Origin of the sequence: Duganella sp. CT11-25, assembly GCF_047302815.1 — a bacterium.
Lineage (GTDB): Bacteria > Pseudomonadota > Gammaproteobacteria > Burkholderiales > Burkholderiaceae_D > Rugamonas.
The window spans coordinates 1,493,840-1,509,768 of sequence record NZ_JBKBFD010000001.1 but is presented as its reverse complement, the minus strand read 5'-3'; the positions used below and the strand labels follow the sequence as shown (position 1 = coordinate 1,509,768).

General features: G+C 65.3%; 16 protein-coding genes. 5 read left to right on the top strand and 11 right to left on the bottom strand.

Annotated features, from left to right (window positions below; all coding sequences use genetic code 11):
• Window positions 1-4: 4 nt before the first annotated feature.
• Complete coding sequence (locus ACEN9F_RS06180) at window positions 5-1,192, top strand: cation:proton antiporter (RefSeq protein ID WP_413418876.1); 1,188 nt, start codon at window positions 5-7, stop codon at window positions 1,190-1,192.
• The gene (locus ACEN9F_RS06175; RefSeq protein ID WP_413418874.1) at window positions 1,192-2,310 is read left to right on the top strand and encodes a YbdK family carboxylate-amine ligase; all 1,119 of its coding nucleotides are present in this window, start codon (window positions 1,192-1,194) and stop codon (window positions 2,308-2,310) included. Before ACEN9F_RS06180 ends, ACEN9F_RS06175 begins: the two co-directional genes overlap by 1 nt.
• On the opposite strand, the gene ACEN9F_RS06170 is transcribed toward ACEN9F_RS06175, so the two are convergent.
• From ACEN9F_RS06170 to ACEN9F_RS06155, 4 genes are all read right to left on the bottom strand, one after another.
• The gene (locus ACEN9F_RS06170; protein ID WP_413418872.1) at window positions 2,311-3,045 is read right to left on the bottom strand and encodes a substrate-binding periplasmic protein; all 735 of its coding nucleotides are present in this window, start codon (window positions 3,043-3,045) and stop codon (window positions 2,311-2,313) included.
• 75 nt (window positions 3,046-3,120) lie between these two features.
• Window positions 3,121-4,098, bottom strand: coding sequence for a gamma-glutamyl-gamma-aminobutyrate hydrolase family protein (locus tag ACEN9F_RS06165; RefSeq protein WP_413418870.1), 978 nt, complete (start codon window positions 4,096-4,098; stop codon window positions 3,121-3,123).
• A 99-nt stretch (window positions 4,099-4,197) separates the two neighbouring features.
• Window positions 4,198-4,569, bottom strand: coding sequence for a 4-fold beta flower protein (locus ACEN9F_RS06160; protein WP_413418868.1), 372 nt, complete (start codon window positions 4,567-4,569; stop codon window positions 4,198-4,200).
• A 100-nt stretch (window positions 4,570-4,669) separates the two neighbouring features.
• Window positions 4,670-5,569, bottom strand: coding sequence for a LysR family transcriptional regulator (locus ACEN9F_RS06155; protein WP_413418866.1), 900 nt, complete (start codon window positions 5,567-5,569; stop codon window positions 4,670-4,672).
• Between the two features lie 223 nt (window positions 5,570-5,792).
• Between ACEN9F_RS06155 and ACEN9F_RS06150 the strand changes: the two genes are divergently transcribed.
• From ACEN9F_RS06150 to ACEN9F_RS06140, 3 genes are all read left to right on the top strand, one after another.
• Window positions 5,793-6,779 (top strand): DUF4105 domain-containing protein, encoded by a 987-nt coding sequence (locus tag ACEN9F_RS06150; protein ID WP_413418864.1) that lies wholly within the window; start codon window positions 5,793-5,795, stop codon window positions 6,777-6,779.
• A gap of 74 nt (window positions 6,780-6,853) precedes the next feature.
• Window positions 6,854-7,594, top strand: coding sequence for a substrate-binding periplasmic protein (locus ACEN9F_RS06145; protein ID WP_413418862.1), 741 nt, complete (start codon window positions 6,854-6,856; stop codon window positions 7,592-7,594).
• 248 nt (window positions 7,595-7,842) lie between these two features.
• Window positions 7,843-8,811: a glycosyltransferase family 2 protein gene (locus ACEN9F_RS06140; protein WP_413418860.1), complete on the top strand. Its 969-nt coding sequence runs from the start codon at window positions 7,843-7,845 to the stop codon at window positions 8,809-8,811.
• Here the strand turns inward: ACEN9F_RS06140 and ACEN9F_RS06135 are convergent.
• Genes ACEN9F_RS06135 through ACEN9F_RS06105 form a run of 7 tightly spaced genes read right to left on the bottom strand, consistent with a single transcriptional unit; the run spans window position 8,789 to window position 15,923 of the window.
• Window positions 8,789-9,505: an ABC transporter ATP-binding protein gene (locus ACEN9F_RS06135; RefSeq protein WP_413418858.1), complete on the bottom strand. Its 717-nt coding sequence runs from the start codon at window positions 9,503-9,505 to the stop codon at window positions 8,789-8,791. The two genes, ACEN9F_RS06140 and ACEN9F_RS06135, sit on opposite strands and share 23 nt — an antisense overlap.
• Window positions 9,498-10,211, bottom strand: coding sequence for an ABC transporter ATP-binding protein (locus ACEN9F_RS06130; protein WP_413418856.1), 714 nt, complete (start codon window positions 10,209-10,211; stop codon window positions 9,498-9,500). Before ACEN9F_RS06130 ends, ACEN9F_RS06135 begins: the two co-directional genes overlap by 8 nt.
• On the bottom strand, window positions 10,204-11,148 hold the full coding sequence (locus ACEN9F_RS06125) for a branched-chain amino acid ABC transporter permease (protein ID WP_413418854.1): 945 nt from the start codon (window positions 11,146-11,148) through the stop codon (window positions 10,204-10,206). Before ACEN9F_RS06125 ends, ACEN9F_RS06130 begins: the two co-directional genes overlap by 8 nt.
• A 35-nt stretch (window positions 11,149-11,183) precedes the next feature.
• Window positions 11,184-12,056: a branched-chain amino acid ABC transporter permease gene (locus tag ACEN9F_RS06120; RefSeq protein ID WP_413418852.1), complete on the bottom strand. Its 873-nt coding sequence runs from the start codon at window positions 12,054-12,056 to the stop codon at window positions 11,184-11,186.
• A gap of 6 nt (window positions 12,057-12,062) precedes the next feature.
• Window positions 12,063-13,217, bottom strand: coding sequence for an ABC transporter substrate-binding protein (locus ACEN9F_RS06115; RefSeq protein WP_413418850.1), 1,155 nt, complete (start codon window positions 13,215-13,217; stop codon window positions 12,063-12,065).
• Between the two features lie 10 nt (window positions 13,218-13,227).
• Window positions 13,228-14,769: a class I adenylate-forming enzyme family protein gene (locus ACEN9F_RS06110; RefSeq protein WP_413418848.1), complete on the bottom strand. Its 1,542-nt coding sequence runs from the start codon at window positions 14,767-14,769 to the stop codon at window positions 13,228-13,230.
• A complete protein-coding gene (locus tag ACEN9F_RS06105; RefSeq protein ID WP_413418846.1) occupies window positions 14,766-15,923 on the bottom strand; it encodes an acyl-CoA dehydrogenase family protein in 1,158 nt (385 codons plus the stop codon). Before ACEN9F_RS06105 ends, ACEN9F_RS06110 begins: the two co-directional genes overlap by 4 nt.
• Window positions 15,924-15,929: the final 6 nt, after the last annotated feature.

The following is a 15,929-nucleotide window of genomic DNA, read 5'->3' as shown; positions in this document are numbered from 1 at the left end:
GTACATGCCGGATATTCAGGTCATCATGACCGAACTAGGCTGGCCTCTTGCAGTTGCATTGGCTTGGTTGTCGGGAGAATTCATTCATCGCTGGACCCGTTTGCCGCGTATCAGCGTCTACGGTTTTGTCGGCTTCCTGCTGGCGCAGGCGTTTCCCGACGCGCTCAGCAGCGGTCCCTCAAGCACGGTCACCGTGCTGGCCAACCTGGCCTTCGGACTGATCCTGTTTGAATTTGGCTACCGCATCAATCTGCGCTGGTTGCGTATCAATCCATGGATACTCGTCAGCGGGCTGGCCGAATCGGCCGCCACCTTCGGCGTGGTCTACCTGATCTCGCACCTGACCGGCATGCCGCCGCTGACCTCGTTGCTGCTGGCCTCGCTGGCCATGTCCACCTCGCCGGCCGGCGTGCTGCGCGTGATTAACGAAGAAGACAGTTCCGGCCAGGTCACCGAACGGGTGCTGCACCTGGTGGCGATCAACTGCGTGCTGGCGGTGTTTGTGTTCAAGGTGGTGGTCGGCTTCTGGGTGTTCCAGACTTCCGGCAGCCTGACGCAAGCCGTCTCGCACAGCCTGATCGAGCTGGGCGTATCGGCGGCGATGGGCGCCGTGCTGGGCATGCTGGTGCCGGCGGTGCTGCGCCGCATGGGCAAGCTGGCGCAGGACGGCACCATCGCCTTTGCGCTGGGCGTGATCCTGCTGGTGGCGGCGTCGCGCGCGTTCGAAGTCTCGCCGGTGCTGGCCACGCTGACCTTCGGCCTGGCCGCGCGCCACAGCCGGGTGGCGTTCAGCCGCACCGAGCGCAACTTCGGCGGCATCGGCGAGCTGATGACCGTGCTGCTGTTCGTGTTCGCCGTCTCGACGCTGGAATGGGAGCGCGTGGTCGACGGCCTGGGCCTCGGCCTGCTGTTGCTGCTGGCGCGCTTTGTGGTCAAGGCGGTCGCCGTGGGCGCCTTCGCGCACGTCGGCGGCGTCTCGTGGCGCAAGGGCTTGCTGACCGGCGTGGCGCTGGCGCCGATGTCGGTGTTCGTCACGCTGCTGCTGGAACAAACCAAATACATGGGTATCGTGCTGGTCGACGAACTGGCCGCGCTGGCGGCCATGACGCTGGTGCTGGAAGTGGCCGGCCCGATCATCACGCAACGCGCGCTGATGTGGGCAAACGAAACCCCGAACAAGGAGGAACGCTAATGGCGTTGGAAGAATTCAAATCATCGAAGCCGCTCACCATGGGCGTGGAGCTGGAGCTGCAACTGGTCAGCCTGTCGGACTACGACCTGACCGCGTCCAGCCCGGACTTGCTGCACCTGCTGAACCGCAAGCCGTTTCCGGGCAACGTGACGCCGGAAATCACCGAGAGCATGATCGAGATTAACAGCGACGTGCACACCAACCACGCCGAACTGCTGGCGCAGCTGCAGCTGACGCGCGACGTGCTGGTGCAGGCCGGCGAGCAGCTCAACATCGGCATCTGCGGCGGCGGCACGCACCCGTTCCAGAAATGGTCGGAGCGGCGCATCTTTTCCAAGCCGCGCTTCAAGGAAGTGTCGGAGCTGTACGGCTACCTGGCCAAGCAGTTCACCATCTTCGGCCAGCACGTGCACATCGGCTGCGAATCGGGCGACGACGCGCTGTTCCTGCTGCACTCGCTGAGCCGCTACGTACCGCACTTCATCGCGCTGTCGTCGTCGTCGCCATATGTGCAGGGCAACGACACGCTGTTCAATTCCGCGCGGCTGAACTCGGTGTTCGCCTTCCCGATGAGCGGCCGCGCACCGTTCACGCAATCGTGGTCGACCTTCGAGCACGAGTACTTCGCCAAGATGGAGCACACCGGCGTCATCAAGAGCATGAAGGACTTCTACTGGGACATCCGCCCGAAGCCGGAATTCGGCACCATCGAATTGCGCGTGTGCGACACGCCGCTGACGGTGGACCGGGCGGCGGCGCTGGCGGTCTACCTGCAGGCGCTGTGCCGCTATCTGCTGGAGCGCAAGGAAGAACCGCCGGAGGAGGACGACTACCTGGTTTATAACTACAACCGCTTCCAGGCGTGCCGCTTCGGCCTGGACGGCACGGTGGTGCATCCGAAGACCTACGAGAGCCTGTCGCTGCGCGAGGACATCCTCACCACGCTGCGCAAGATGGAGCCGCACGGCGCCGCGCTGGGCGCCACGGCCGGCCTGCAGCACCTGGTGCAGGTCACGCACGAGGGCAGCGACGCCCACTACCTGCGCCAGCAGTTCGACCGCAGCGGCAGCGCCGAAGGCATGGTGGACGCGGCGATCCAGCGCTTCCGCCAGTGCTGATTATTTGAAGCTGATCGCCTTGTTCAGGCGGGCGATCACGTCGTCGGACACGCTCTTGCTGCACATGATGTGGCGGTCCGGCCCGCGCGGCATGTCCTTGAAGCGCAGCAGGCGCAGGTTTCTGGTCTGGTCCGCGGGGTGGTGCGCCAGGATGTAAGTGCCTTCCTCTTCGGAGACGAACATCATGTCGACCACGCCCTTGCTGATCGACTGCACCATCTTGCTGGTGAGCGCGGTGGAGACGGCGCGGGTGGTGCCCCATTTGCGCATCAGCGCATCCAGCTCGCCGCCGTAGGAAAAGTTATCCTTGACCAGGATCCGGGTTTCCCTGTGCCGCAGCAGCGCTTCCAGCGTCGGGTCGGCGCGCGCCGCCAGGTTGGCGTTGGCCAGCACCACCCATTCCTTGTCGCGATAGATGGGCTTGGTGAACTTGGCGAACTGCTCGCGTTCCGGCACCCAGAACCAGCCGATCGCGCAGACGCGCAGGCCCGGGTCCTTGATCATCATCAATTGGCGGTTGGTCGGCAGGTTTTGCCAGACGGCGGGGATGCCGGCCGCCTTGAAGGCCTGCGCCGCCTGCGTGGCGGTCAGGCCGCTGGGCACGCCGCTTGGCTGGGCCATCATGTAGGGCGGACGTTCACTGTAGGTGACGGTGATGGCGTCTTCGCTCGCGCCGGCCGGAGGGACGAGCAGGCAAGCTGCGGTAATTGCGGCGGCGCGGCAAAACGGCATCATGGGACGATCTCGGCTGAAGATGCCGTAGTGTATACCGGGCAAGCCGGCTTCGTCTAAGGGTTTTGGCGGCCGGTTTTAAAAACGCGTCTCGCGCGCCACGCGCAGGAAATTGTCCAGGATGCCGGTGCAGTCGAGCAGTTCGACGCCGCCGGCGCGGTGGAATTCCGGGTGCCATTGCAGGCCCATGACGAAGGGCGCCTTGCGGTAGCGGATCGCCTCGACCATATTGTCCGGCACCGACAGCGCCTCCACCGTCATCTCCCGCCCCAGCGTCTTGACCGCCTGGTGGTGGATGGAGTTGACCAGCCCGGTTCCCTTGCCCTTGAACATGCGCGCCAGCGAGGAGCCGGCCGGGAAGCTGATTTCATGGCGGTTGCGGTCGTATTCCTCGTTGACGTGGGCCAGCGATTCCGGCACGTCGGACGCGATGTCCTGGTACAGCGTGCCGCCGAAGGCGACGTTGATCAGCTGGCAGCCGCGGCAGATGCCCAGCACCGGCTTGCCGGCTTCGATGAATTCATGCAGCAGCTCCAGCTCGTACATGTCGCGCGCGCGGTCGCCGCCCCATTCCGGGCGGGTCGGCGTTTCCGAATAGCTTTGCGGCGAGACGTCGGCGCCGCCCTGCAGCACCAGGCCGTCCAGGTGCTTGGCGTAGTCGCGCAGGCGGATGTTGGACGGATGCAGCAGGCCGTCGGTATTGACGGTCGGGATCATGAACACCAGCACGTCGCGCGACATCACCCACTGGGCGATGGATTCTTCGAGGTATTGCAGGTTTTTGCTGCGCAGGCCGGTGGCGCCCGGCTCCGGGTGGAAGATCCGCGCCGACACGCCGATGTGCAGCGGCCGCTGGATGATGTGGCGGGTGGCGGCCGCCGCGATGCGCCGGTAGCGCGCCATGATAACCCGGCCCCACAGGCTGAACACGGTGTCGCCGGGGTCGAGATAGCGTGGCGTGCCGACTTCCGGGCGCGCGCCGCGCCGCTCATGGTCGCTGCTGCGGCGGTGTGGATTGTCCTGCGGTTTATCCGGGTTTTCTGGTCCTGCGCTCATGCGCGCTCCTGTCTGTCTGCCATGGCCATAGTGTGCCACACGTCGAGGTCATCAGTCGCCGCTTACACCTGTTACAACTGGCGGCGGATGGCGTCCCGGTCAGCTCAGTTGCAGCGAGTCGCCGCCGGCATACATCATCGCCGGCGGTGGCGGCGACGGCTGTGCGGCGGCCGGCGCGCGCACATGGCGCACCTTGAGCAGCGGAACCTGCGGACGGCGCGGGAAGGGCGGCATCTGCGCCGGCACGCGCGCGGCCAGCTGCGGCGTGCAGGCGTGCTGCAGCATGCCGACGATGTGGTTGTGCACATCGTACAAGGTGCTGATGTCGAACCAGCCGATGTGGTCGCCGTTGAGCGCGTACACCCCATTGCCGAACAGCCAGGACGTGACGTCGCCGCGCGGCGAGCGGAAGCAATACTCGTCCAGTATCAGCACCGGCGTGCCGTTGCGATCGATAATCCAGTCTGCCATAACGCCTCCCTATGTCGGTAAGGCCAGCATAGCCGCAATGGCGAGGCGGGTTTGTTCGCTGGCGTACACAGCGGACACGATGTTGTCATTTGACGCATCGCTAGTGCGTGCCGGCCAGCTTGCCGACCAGGGCATCGGCAAACGCGGCCACCAGCGGATCGGCCTCGCGGCGGCAGGCCAGGCCGACGCTGGTCGTCAGTTCGCCCTGCGACAGCGTGATGAAGCGCACGCCCGCCGGCGCCGTCAGCCGCATGCACTCGGGGACGATGGCGATGCCGAGATTGGCTTCGATCAGGTTCAGCTGCGACGACTTGCGCGACAGCGCGCGCGCCGGCCTGGGGAAGAAGCCCTGTTCCAGGCACAGGTTGGCCACCAGGTAGCTCAAGCCGCCGCGGTCCTTGTGCGGGATCGAGATGAAGGCTTCGTCGCTCAGGCTGGCCAGCTCGATGTTGTCCAGCGCGGCCAGCGGCGAGTGCTGCGACACCGCCACCATCAGCCGCTCGCTCGATATCTCGCGCACATGGATGTGGGGATGGCGGCGCAAGGTGGGCAGGCGCAGCAGGCCGATATCGGCGCGGCCTTCCTCGATTTCCAGCGTCTGGTTTTCCGACGGCAGCATGGAGACATCCAGCGTCACGCCGGGGAACTCTTCGAGCAGCTGGCTCAGCGCGGCGGTGAGCTGCGGCGTCAGGATCACCGAGCTCGAATGCTGCAGGCGGATCACGCCTTGCGCGCCCTGGCCGACGTGGCGCGCCTGCACCACCGTGTCGTCGATGTCTTCGAGGATGCGCTTGGCGCGCTCGAAGAACAGCTGGCCGGCCGGCGTCAGCTCGAACTGGCGCGCGTCGCGGGTCAGCAACTGGGTCTGCAGCTCGTCTTCCAGTTCCTTGATCTGCCGGCTCAGCGCCGACTGCGCGATGTACAATTTTTCAGCGGCGCGCGAATAGCTGCCGGCCTCCACGATCTCTACAAAATATTTGAACTGTTTAAGTGAAATCACCGTTATGCCGTTTCGAGATAGTTGGCCGCCATATTTGATATTGGATCGTCGGGGGCGGCGCGGTTAAAGTGAAGCGTCTCTTCTTCATTTACGGAATCAGCTATGTTGGCACTGATCGGTATCATCGGCGTGCTGCTGAGTATTGCAGCAAAAGTGATCTGCGTCCAGATCGGCTGCGCAAGCGGGGTCGACGACAAGCACGATTAGCCCCCATAATCGGGGCATGACCAAACGCTATCTGCTCGTCGCCGGCATGCTGCTCGGCTCCCTCGTCTTCGCGCTGCTCGCGGCATGGGGCGCTTGCGCGCTGTGGTTCCAGCTGCCGGCCACGCTGTTGGCGCGCAAGCTCGCGATCGGCGGCTGGATCGTGTTCTGCGCCGCCACGCTGGCGCTGTGGTGGTGGCAGCGCAACCTGGTGGTGCTGGCGCCGTGGCTGCTGGCGCTGGTCGTCATGATGGCGTGGTGGCGCACGATCCAACCGACGCACGAGCGCATCTGGGCCGACGACGTCGCGCGCATGGTCACGGGCAAGGTGGAGGGCGGCATCGTCACGCTGGACCAGGTGCGCAACTTCGACTGGCGCAGCGACCAGGACTACACCGTGCGCTGGGAAGCGCGCAGCTACGACCTGGACAAGCTGCGCTCGGTCGATGTGGCGATGTCCTACTGGATGGGGCCGGCCATCGCGCACACGCTGGTCTCGTTCGGCTTTGCGGACGGGCGCTACCTGACGTTCTCGATCGAGATCCGCAAGGAGCGCGGCGAAAGCTTCGACGGCCTGGCGGGCTTCTTCAAGAAGTACGAAACCGTGCTGATCGCCGCCGACGAGCGCGACATCCTGCGCGTGCGCACCAACGCGCGCGGCGAGGACATGTGGCTGTACCGGCTGAAGATGCCGCCGGCGACGATGCGCTCGCTGTTCATGGCGTACCTGGCGGAGGGCGAGGAGTTGAAGCGCACGCCGCGCTTTTACAACACCCTGGTCGGCAACTGCACCACCATCGTGTTCGAGATGGCGCGCCGCATCACGCCCGGCCTGCCGCTGGACTGGCGGCTGCTGGCGTCGGGCTATCTGGACCGCTACCTGTACGACATCGGCGCGCTGGCCGGCCGGGGCGATTTTGACGCGCTGCGGCAAAAAGCCGATATCACCGCCAGGGCCCGGGCTGCCGGGCAGGCCGACGACTTCTCCGAGCGCATCCGGCACTGACATCCGCGTCGAACTCAGGTATAACTAGCACGTCATTCCCGCGCACGCGGGAATCCATGCCGAGTGGAGACTGGATGCGGTACCTGATCGCAGCAATACTAGCCTTATGGTGCCATGCGGCGCACGCGCTGGAGCTGGTGGTCGCCACCAACGAATACCCGCCCTACATCAGCGCCGACCCCAAGCTCAGCTTCATCGGTGAACTGTTCGAGCATATCGGCAAGGACATGGGCGTCACGTTCACCTTCCGCTACATGCCTTGGAAGCGTTGCGTGGCCGCGCTGGATGCGCAGGAGGTGTGGGCGGTGGTGCCGTTCGTGCGCACGCCGGAGCGGGAGGGACGCTATCTGTTGTCCGACAAGCTCTACTCGCGCAAGGCCAAATTCTTTTACCACGACAGCAGCGCGCGGCAATGGCCGGCAGGGTACAGGGATATCGGCGAACTCAAGCAATTCAAGATCGGCGGCGTGGCGGGGTACTGGTATGAAGCCATGTTCGTCGAGGCCGGCATCATCATCGACCCCGCGATCACCGACGAGCGCAATTTCAGCAAGCTGCAAGTCGCCCGTTTCGACCTGGCCATTGCCGACGAAAACGTCGGCAACTACATCATCCACACCCAGTTCCCGCAGCAGGCCGAGCGCTTCCACGTGCTGGAGAGCCCGTTTTACCTGTCCGACAACATGCTGATGATGAACCGTCTTCCCGCCAACGCCGCGCTGCTGGCGCGCTTCAACCGGGCACTGGAGGGGATGCGCAAGAGCGGGGTGTACGATAGCATCGTCAACCGCCGGAAGTTGGTGCTAAGTAACTGATTAATCTGAATTTATTGTGTTCATGGGGCGGCGGCGCGCGACCCATTCCTCTTCGGCCACGCGGCCGTGCATCGATTTTCCCTCTTTCAGTGCGAAAAATATTGATTGGCACCAATGGGGTGCGCGCATCGTCTATTTTGGCTCAAAATTTACTATAATCACACGATCACACTTTATTCAATGATATAGTGTAGTAATTGCAATAGGTGTTGCTCGTTTGATTGCTGTAATTTTGATAAGGATGCGCGATGACGAATCATGTCGCGGGAGTACATAATTTCGGTGGACTGGTCATCGGCATTCCCACATTCCGGCGTCCGGAGCAGTTGCTGAAATTGCTGGAGACGCTGCTGCCCGAGATTGACGGACGACGCGTCCACATCGTGGTCGCCGACAACGACTGCGGCACGGATGCGCCGGCGGTGATCGAAGCCTTCCGCGCCCGCTGGCCGGAAACCCGCTGCATTCCCGTGCGCGAACGCGGCATCGCCCAGGTGCGCAATGCGCTGGTGGCGGAAGCCGGCCGCGCCGATCCGGACTGGAACTGGCTGATCATGCTGGACGACGACGGCTGGGTGACCCCGGGCTGGCTGGAAAAGCTGCTGGGCGCCGGCGTGAAGTTCGACGCCGACTTCGTCGCCGGGCAGGTGGATGGCCAGCTGCCGCAGGGCGCCAACTGGCTGGCCCGCAACAGCCTGTATGCATCGCGCGGCGGCCAGCCTACCGGCCTGGCGAAAACGCTGAAGGGCGCGCAAAACCTGGCGATCGCCCGCAAGGCGCTGAAGCTGGTGCCGCAGCCTGTGTTCCGCAACGAATACGGCGCATCCGGCGGCGAGGACTACGATCTGTTCCGCCGCGCCGCGCAGGTCAAGGCGCGCATGGTGTGGTGCGATGAGGCGATCGTCGTCGAGCCGACGCCCGAGGCGCGCCTGACGCCATCGAGCGTGCTGCATCGCTATTCGTCGACCGGCGTTTACATGGCGAAGATCGACCGCACCTATGACGGCATGCGTCCGGTCGTCGTCACTGCCTGCAAGGGCTTTGTCGGCGCCTGCCTGCGCACCGCGATGGCGGCGGTGACCTTCCGCCGCGACGACTGCGCGCGCTACGTGCTGCAGGTTGCGCACTTCTCCGGCCGCCTCTCGGCCTTGATGGGCGTGACCACCTCGCGCTATGTCAGCTCCTCCAAGCCGATCAAGAAACCGTCGGTGGTCTGAGGAAGTAGCGGTCGTGGAGGTCTTGCAGGTCGACCTCCGCGCTCCGCCGCGACAGCGATACTTTTCCACTTTGTAGCAGGCAGACGTGATCGGCGACGCCGACCGCGCGGTCGGTGTTTTGCTCGACCAGGATGATGGTGCGGCCGCCGGCCTTCAGCCGCGCCAGGATCTCGAACAGTTCATTGAGCACCAGCGGGGCCAGGCCCAGCGACGGTTCGTCGATGATCAGCAGGCGCGGGTCCGACATCAGGCCGCGCGCCATCGCCAGCATCTGCGCTTCGCCGCCGGACAGCGACCCGGCCAGCTGGCGCCGGCGTTCGAGCAGGCGCGGGAACATGGCGTAGGCTTCTTCCAGCCGCTGCTTCACATGCGCGCGGTGCGATTTGTGGAAGGCGCCCATGACCAGGTTTTCTTCAACGTCCATGTCGCGGAACACCATGCGGCCTTCGGGGATCATGGCGATGCCGTGATCGGCCATTTCCCACGTCGGCGTACCGTTCAGGCGCCGGCCGTTCCAGCGGATCTCGCCGGCGGTGACCGGCGCCAGGCCCATGATCGCGCGCAGCAGCGTGGTCTTGCCCGCGCCGTTGGGCCCGATGATGGTCGTGAGCTTGCCCGCTTCGGCGGTCAGCGATACGTCCCACAATACATTGATGGCGCCATAGCCCGCGCGCACGCCGTCCACTTCAAGCATGCGCGGCCCCCGTGTAGCTGCGGATCACTTCTGGATCGTTGAACACCGCTTGCGGCGTGCCGTCCGCGATCAGCTGGCCGAAGTTGAGCACCACCACGCGCTGGCACAGCATGTTGATGGTCTCGATGTCGTGCTCGATGATGACGATGCCGACGCCGAAGCGCGCGTGCATCTCCTTGAGCATACCCATGAAGCGGCGCTTGCCGTTGGTCTCCAGCCCGGCCAGCACTTCGTCCAGCAGCAGCAGCTTGGGCGAGGTGGCCAGCGCCTTGGCCACTTCCAGCGCTTTCAGTTCGGTCAGCGCCAGTTCCGTGGCGGCGTCGCGGCCGGCCTTGTCGGCGAGGCTGGTGAACTCCAGGATCTCGTCGATCTTGTCCTGGTCGACTTTACCGGCGCCGAAGCGCTGGGCGATGATGAGGTTTTCGCGTACCGTCAGCTCGTGCATCGGTTGCGGGATCTGGTAGGTGCGGCCGATGCCGAGCCGCGCGCGCCGGTACATGGGCGTGCGTATCAGGTCGTGGCGGTCGAAGCGGATGGTGCCGCCGGTCGGCCGTACCAGTCCGGAGATGGCGTTGAACAGCGTGGTCTTGCCGGCGCCGTTGGGGCCGACCAGCCCGACCACGTCGTGGCTGCCGATGTTCAGGGTGACGGCGTTGACCGCCGTGAGGCCGCCGAAGCGGACCGAGAGATGGTTCAGCTCAAGCATGGTCTTTCCTCCCTGGCTTGCGCAGCAACGGCAGCAGCCCGCCGGGGCTGAAGATGATCATCGCCACCAGCAGGCCGCCCAGTACCAGCTGGTGTCCGGTGGGGATCAGCGATTTGAAGACGAGTTGGTCGAGCAGGTACACCACCAGCGCGCCTGCGACCGGGCCGGCGATGGTGCGGTAGCCGCCGAAGATGGCGGCGACGATGGGGATGGTCACCCACGTGCCGTTGAAGGCATAGTCCGGTTCGAGGAAGTTGATGTAGTGGGCGTTGAAGGCGCCGGCGACGCCGCACATGAAGGCGGAGACCATCAGCATCAGGCCCTTGAGCAGGGTGTTGTTGACGCCGACCACGCGGGTGGCGTCTTCGCTGTCGTGCATGGCGCGCAGGGCGAGGCCGTAGTGGCTGGCGCGGATGGCGCGATAGGCCAGGGCGAACACCAGGACGATGGTGAGGATGACCAGGTAGGCGCCGGTTTTGGTGCCGAGGTCCTGGCCGAGGATGGTCGGCAGGACAGGGATGTTGGCGATGCCGCCGGAGCCGCCGGTGAGCGAAGTCCATTCGGTGGCGATGATGCGGAAGATGTGGGCGTAGGCCAGGATGGCCAGCGCGAAGTAGGGGCCGCGCAGGCGCAGCACGGGCAGCATGACGATGGAGGCGAGCAGGGCGCCGATGCCGCCGAGCAGGAGGCCGGGCAGGACGGGCACGCCCAGCTTGAGCGTGACCAGGGCGCTGACGTAGGCGCCGACGCCGAAGAAGGCGCTGTGGCCGAAGCTGACCATGCCGCCCATGTTGCCCAGCAGCGCCCAGCTGAGGGCGACGCAGCCGATCACCAGGGCGGCGACGATGAGGCTCATGATGTAGGTGTTGGAGCCCAGCGCCAGCGGGACGGCGAGGTAGGCTAGTGCGACTGCCGGTAGCGGCAGCCAGCGTTCCATGGGTCCCCGCTTGCGCGGGGACGACGGGGTCGGGTTCATCCGCGCCTCCGGGCGGCGCCCATCAGGCCATTCGGCATGACGAAGAGGACCAGCAGGAACAGGGTCATTCCCGCCAGTTCCTGCAGGGCGGAGCTGGCGAGGGTGACGGTCAGCGCTTCGGCCACACCCAGCAATACGGCGCCCAGCAGCACGCCGGGAATGGAGCCTATGCCGGCCAACACCGTGATGATGAACGCTTTGATCGTCAGCGCGCCGCCGTACGCCGGCTGGATCACGCCGTAGCTGTACAACGCCACGCCCGCGAAACTGGCCAGCATGCCGGCGACGATGAACGACACCAGCTCAGTGCGGCCGGGCGCGATGCCCATCAGCTTGGCCGCATCGCGGTTGCTCGACACGGCGCGCAGCGCGCGCCCGTACCAGCTGCGCGACAGCCACCACCACAAGCCGACCATCAGCACCAGGCTGACGACGAAGAAGATCAACTCGCTGCGCATGCTGTACAACGGCCCGGCCACAAACGCTTCCTGCAGCCAGCTGGAGCTGGTCGAGCGCACATCCGCCTTCCAGATCAGCAGGATCAGATTGGTCAGGATCACGCCGATGCCGAAGGTGAGTATCAGCGAATTGATCTCCCTGTCCTTCCTGATGCGGCTGACGATCCCGTACACCCCGGCCGACGTCGCGCTGACCACGATCAGCGCCACCGGTATCGCCCACGCCGGATTGAGCCCCAGCCCCGACTCCATCGTGTAGGCGATATACGCCGCCAGCAGCACCAGTTCTCCATGCGCGAGATTGATGACCCGCATGGTGCCGAACACCAGCGCCAGTCCGAGCGCGATCAGCGCATACGAACCGCCTTGCAGCAGGCCGGAATACAGCGCCTGGAGTATCAGTTCCGTCATCGCCGCTTACCAGGGCAGGCCGGGATAGACCATCTTGCCGGTGGCGTTTTCCTTCGGCCAGACGATGGCGATGTTCTTGCCCTGGTGCTGGCCCATGCGGTGCACGAAATTCAGATTGTCGCCGTTGGCGCCGAACTGCACGCGGCCGATCAGCGTTTGGCGGTCGGTCTTGCGCAGTTCGTCGGCGACGCCGCCTTGCTTCACAGTGCCTTTGTCGGCGGCACGGGCGATGGCTTCAAACAGCAGCATCGATTGCACGTAGCCGAACTGGCCCAGGTAGTCCGGCTCCTTTTTGTACAGCGCCTTGTAGGTGTCGGCGAAAGCCTTGCCGTCGGCCGTGTCGAAGGTGGCGGGAAAGGGCAGCAGCGCGGTGCCGTACACGTTGGGCATCAGGTCCGGGAATTCGGACGCCATCTTGGGCGTGGCCAGCGACCATACGCCGATCATGGCTTTGACGGGCGGCTTCAGCACCCGCGCGGCGCGCAGGATGCCGACATAGTCGTTCTCGTAGCCGACCATCAGGATGATCTCCGATTTGTCCTGCAGCTTGATCTTGTTGATGATGGGCTTGAAGTCGGTGATGGCCGGGTCGAACGAGTGCGTGACGGCCTTGACGCCTTTGGCCGCCAGCGCCTTTTGCACGGAGTTGGCCAGGTCGCTGGTGGCTTCCTTGGTGGAGAAGACGATGGAGACCGATTTCGCGCCCATGTCGGCAATCAGGCCTTGCACCGCTTTTTCGTAGCCTGCGGTGTTATTGATGCGGAAGAAGTTCTTGCGGCCGCTGCTCACCAGGCTGTCGTCGACGCCGCCGGAGGTCATGTACACCAGTCCCAGTTTGTTGGCGGTGTCGGAGGCGGGCGAGATGTTGTTGGAGCCGTAGCCGCCGGTGATGGCGATGGCGCCCTGGCTGGCCAGCTTTTCCACCGCCGCTACCGCCTTGGCCGGCGCGGACTCGTCGTCGACCGTGATGATCTTGATCTTGTGCCTGCCGTTGGCTTTGTTGAAGACCTCCGCCGCGACCATCACGCCTTCCTGCATGCCGGAGCCAACGCGCGCCAGCGTGCCGGTCAGCGGCAGTTCCGCGCCGACGATGAACTCCTCCGCTTGCGCGCCGCATGTCATCGCTGTTGCCATCAATGCTGCAATTATTGTGCGCTTCATGATTGTCTCCTTATTTTTGTGCCAGTTGCCGCAGCTGTCCTTTCAATATCTTTCCGGTGGCCGCTGCGGGCAGGGTTTGCATCACAATGACTTCGGACGGGCATTTGTACGGCGACAGCTGGCCCGCCAGATACTGCTGTAACTCTTGTTCGGACACCTGGTGGCGCGGATCGATTTCCACAAACGCCACCACTTCCTCGTTGCCGTCGGCGGCGGCGCGCCCGACCACCGCCGATTGCGTGACCGCCGGATGCGCGTTCAGTACCGTCTCCACTTCCAACGGATAGACGTTGAAGCCGGAACGGATGATCAGCTCCCTGGTGCGGCCGACGATGAACAGCGCGCCGTCCGCATCGCGGCGCGCGACGTCGCCGGTGTTGAGCCAGCCGCCGGGGCGCATCGCGGCCGCCGTCAGTTCCGCTTCCTGATAATAACCGCGCATGATGTTCGGGCCGCGCACCCATAGCTCGCCGTTGGCGCCGGGCGCGGCGTCGCCGCCATCTTCCTGCACGATGCGCGCTTCGACACCGGGGATCGCCAGGCCGACCGAGGTGTCGCCGCGCGGTTGGTCCAGGCGCGTCTGGCTGACGGTGGGTGAGGTTTCGGTCAGGCCGTAGCCGTTGTGCAGCGGCAGGCCAAACAGTTTTTCAACGTCGGCCTTGAGACTGGGCGACAGCGGAGAGCCGCCCGCGTAGATGAAGCGAAGCTGCGATTCCAGCCGTGTCCCGGCGCCGCCCAGCGTTTCCAGCAGCCGCGCGTACATGGCGGGCACGCCCTGCAGGATGGTGAGGCGGTCGTCGCGGATGGCCTTGAGCAGCGCGTCCGGCGTGAAGCGCGGGCACAGGTAGAGGCAGGCGCCCGCGTACAAGGTGCCGAGCATGACCGAGGCCAGCCCGTAGACGTGCGTGATCGGCAGCACGCCGTAGGCGCGGTCGTCCGGCGTCAGGCCGCGCAGCGTGCTCGATACGGCGGCGATGAACAGCAGGTTGCGGTGCGTGAGCATCACGCCCTTGGGATTGCCGGTGGTACCGGTGGTGTAGATCAGTGCCGCCACTTGCTCCACCGGCGAGGCATGCGCCTCTTCGCGCCTGCCGTCCAGGTTCAGCGCGCCCACCATCCACTCGCCGTAGGGCGAGTCCGCCGTCGCCGCGCCGTGGCGCTGGCCGTGCGCGGCCGCCTCCGGCGAGGCGGACGAGGTGTAGAACACGCGCCGCGCGCCGCTGTGTTCCAGGATCTGGTCGACCTCGCGCGCGGACAGGCGGCCGTTGACGTGGACGATCCACGCGTCGATCGCTGCGGCGGCCAACGTGAGCACCACCTGCGCGACGCAGTTTTCGCCCACCACCATCAGGCGGTCGCCGGGGCGGATCTTCAATGCGCGCAGCAGTACGGCGGTGTCGTCGACGGCGGCCGCCAGCTCGCCGTAGCTCCAGTGGCGCCGGCCGTCGTACAGCGCGGGCGCATGCGGCGCGCTTTCGGCCCAGCGGCGCGGGATGGCGCTGATGCGGGCCGGCAGCGCCGCCAACAGCTGGTCGGTATCGATATCGTTCATCCGCTTTGCGCCGCTTTGACCATGTTGCGGGCGATGACCAGCTGCTGGATCTGCGAGGTGCCTTCGTAGATGCGGAACAGGCGCACGTCGCGGTAGAAGCGCTCTGCCGCGTAGTCGGACACATAGCCGGCGCCGCCGTGGATCTGCACCGAGCGGTCGGCCACGCGGCCGCACATTTCGGAGGCGAACAGCTTGCAGCACGAGGCTTCGGTGGAGATGTCCTCGCCGTTGTCGCGGCGGCGGGCGGCGTCGAGCACCATGCTGCGCGCGGCGTAGATCTCGGCCTTGCTGTCGGCCAGCATGGCCTGGATCAGCTGGAATCCGGCGATGGCCTGGCCGAACTGCTCGCGTTCCATCGCGTAGCGCAGCGCGTCGTCCAGCATGCGTTCGGCGGCGCCGACGCAGACGGCGGAGATATGCAGCCGTCCCTTGTCGAGCACCTTCATCGCGGTCTTGAAGCCCATGCCTTCCTTGCCGCCGATGATGGCGCCGGCCGGCACGCGGCAGTTCTCGAAGATGACGTCGCAGGTGTGGGCGCCGCGCTGGCCCATCTTCTTGTCGATCTTGCCGAGCGAGAGGCCGGGCGTGTCGCGTTCGACGATGAAGGCCGAGACGCCGCCGGCGCCCTTGCTGCCGGCGTCGGTGCGCGCCATGACGGTGAACACGCCGGCTTCCGGCGCGTTGGTGATGAAGCGCTTGGCGCCGTTGATGATGTAGTGGTCGCCGTCGCGCGCGGCGGCGGTGGTCAGCGAGCCGGCGTCCGACCCGGAACCCGGTTCGGTCAGCGCGAAGGCGCCGATCACCTCGCCGGCGGCCATGCGCGGCAGCCAGGCGATCTTTTGTTCCTCGGTGCCGTCGATCAGGATGCCTTGCGAGCCGATGCCGTTGTTGGTGCCGATCAGCGAGCGGAAGGCGGGGGAGGTGCGGGCGATTTCAAACGCCACCATCACTTCTTCTTCCATGGTCAGCGCGAGGCCGCCGTATTGTTCGGGGATGCACAGGCCGAACAGGCCCAGTTCGCGCATCTGCGCCACGATGGCGGCAGGGATTTGGTCGGTGTCGGCCACTTCCTGCTCGCGCGGCACCAGTTGTTCGCGGACGAAGCGGCGCACGCTGTCCAGCAGGATGTTCAGCGTTTCCTGGTCTCTTATCATGGTCTC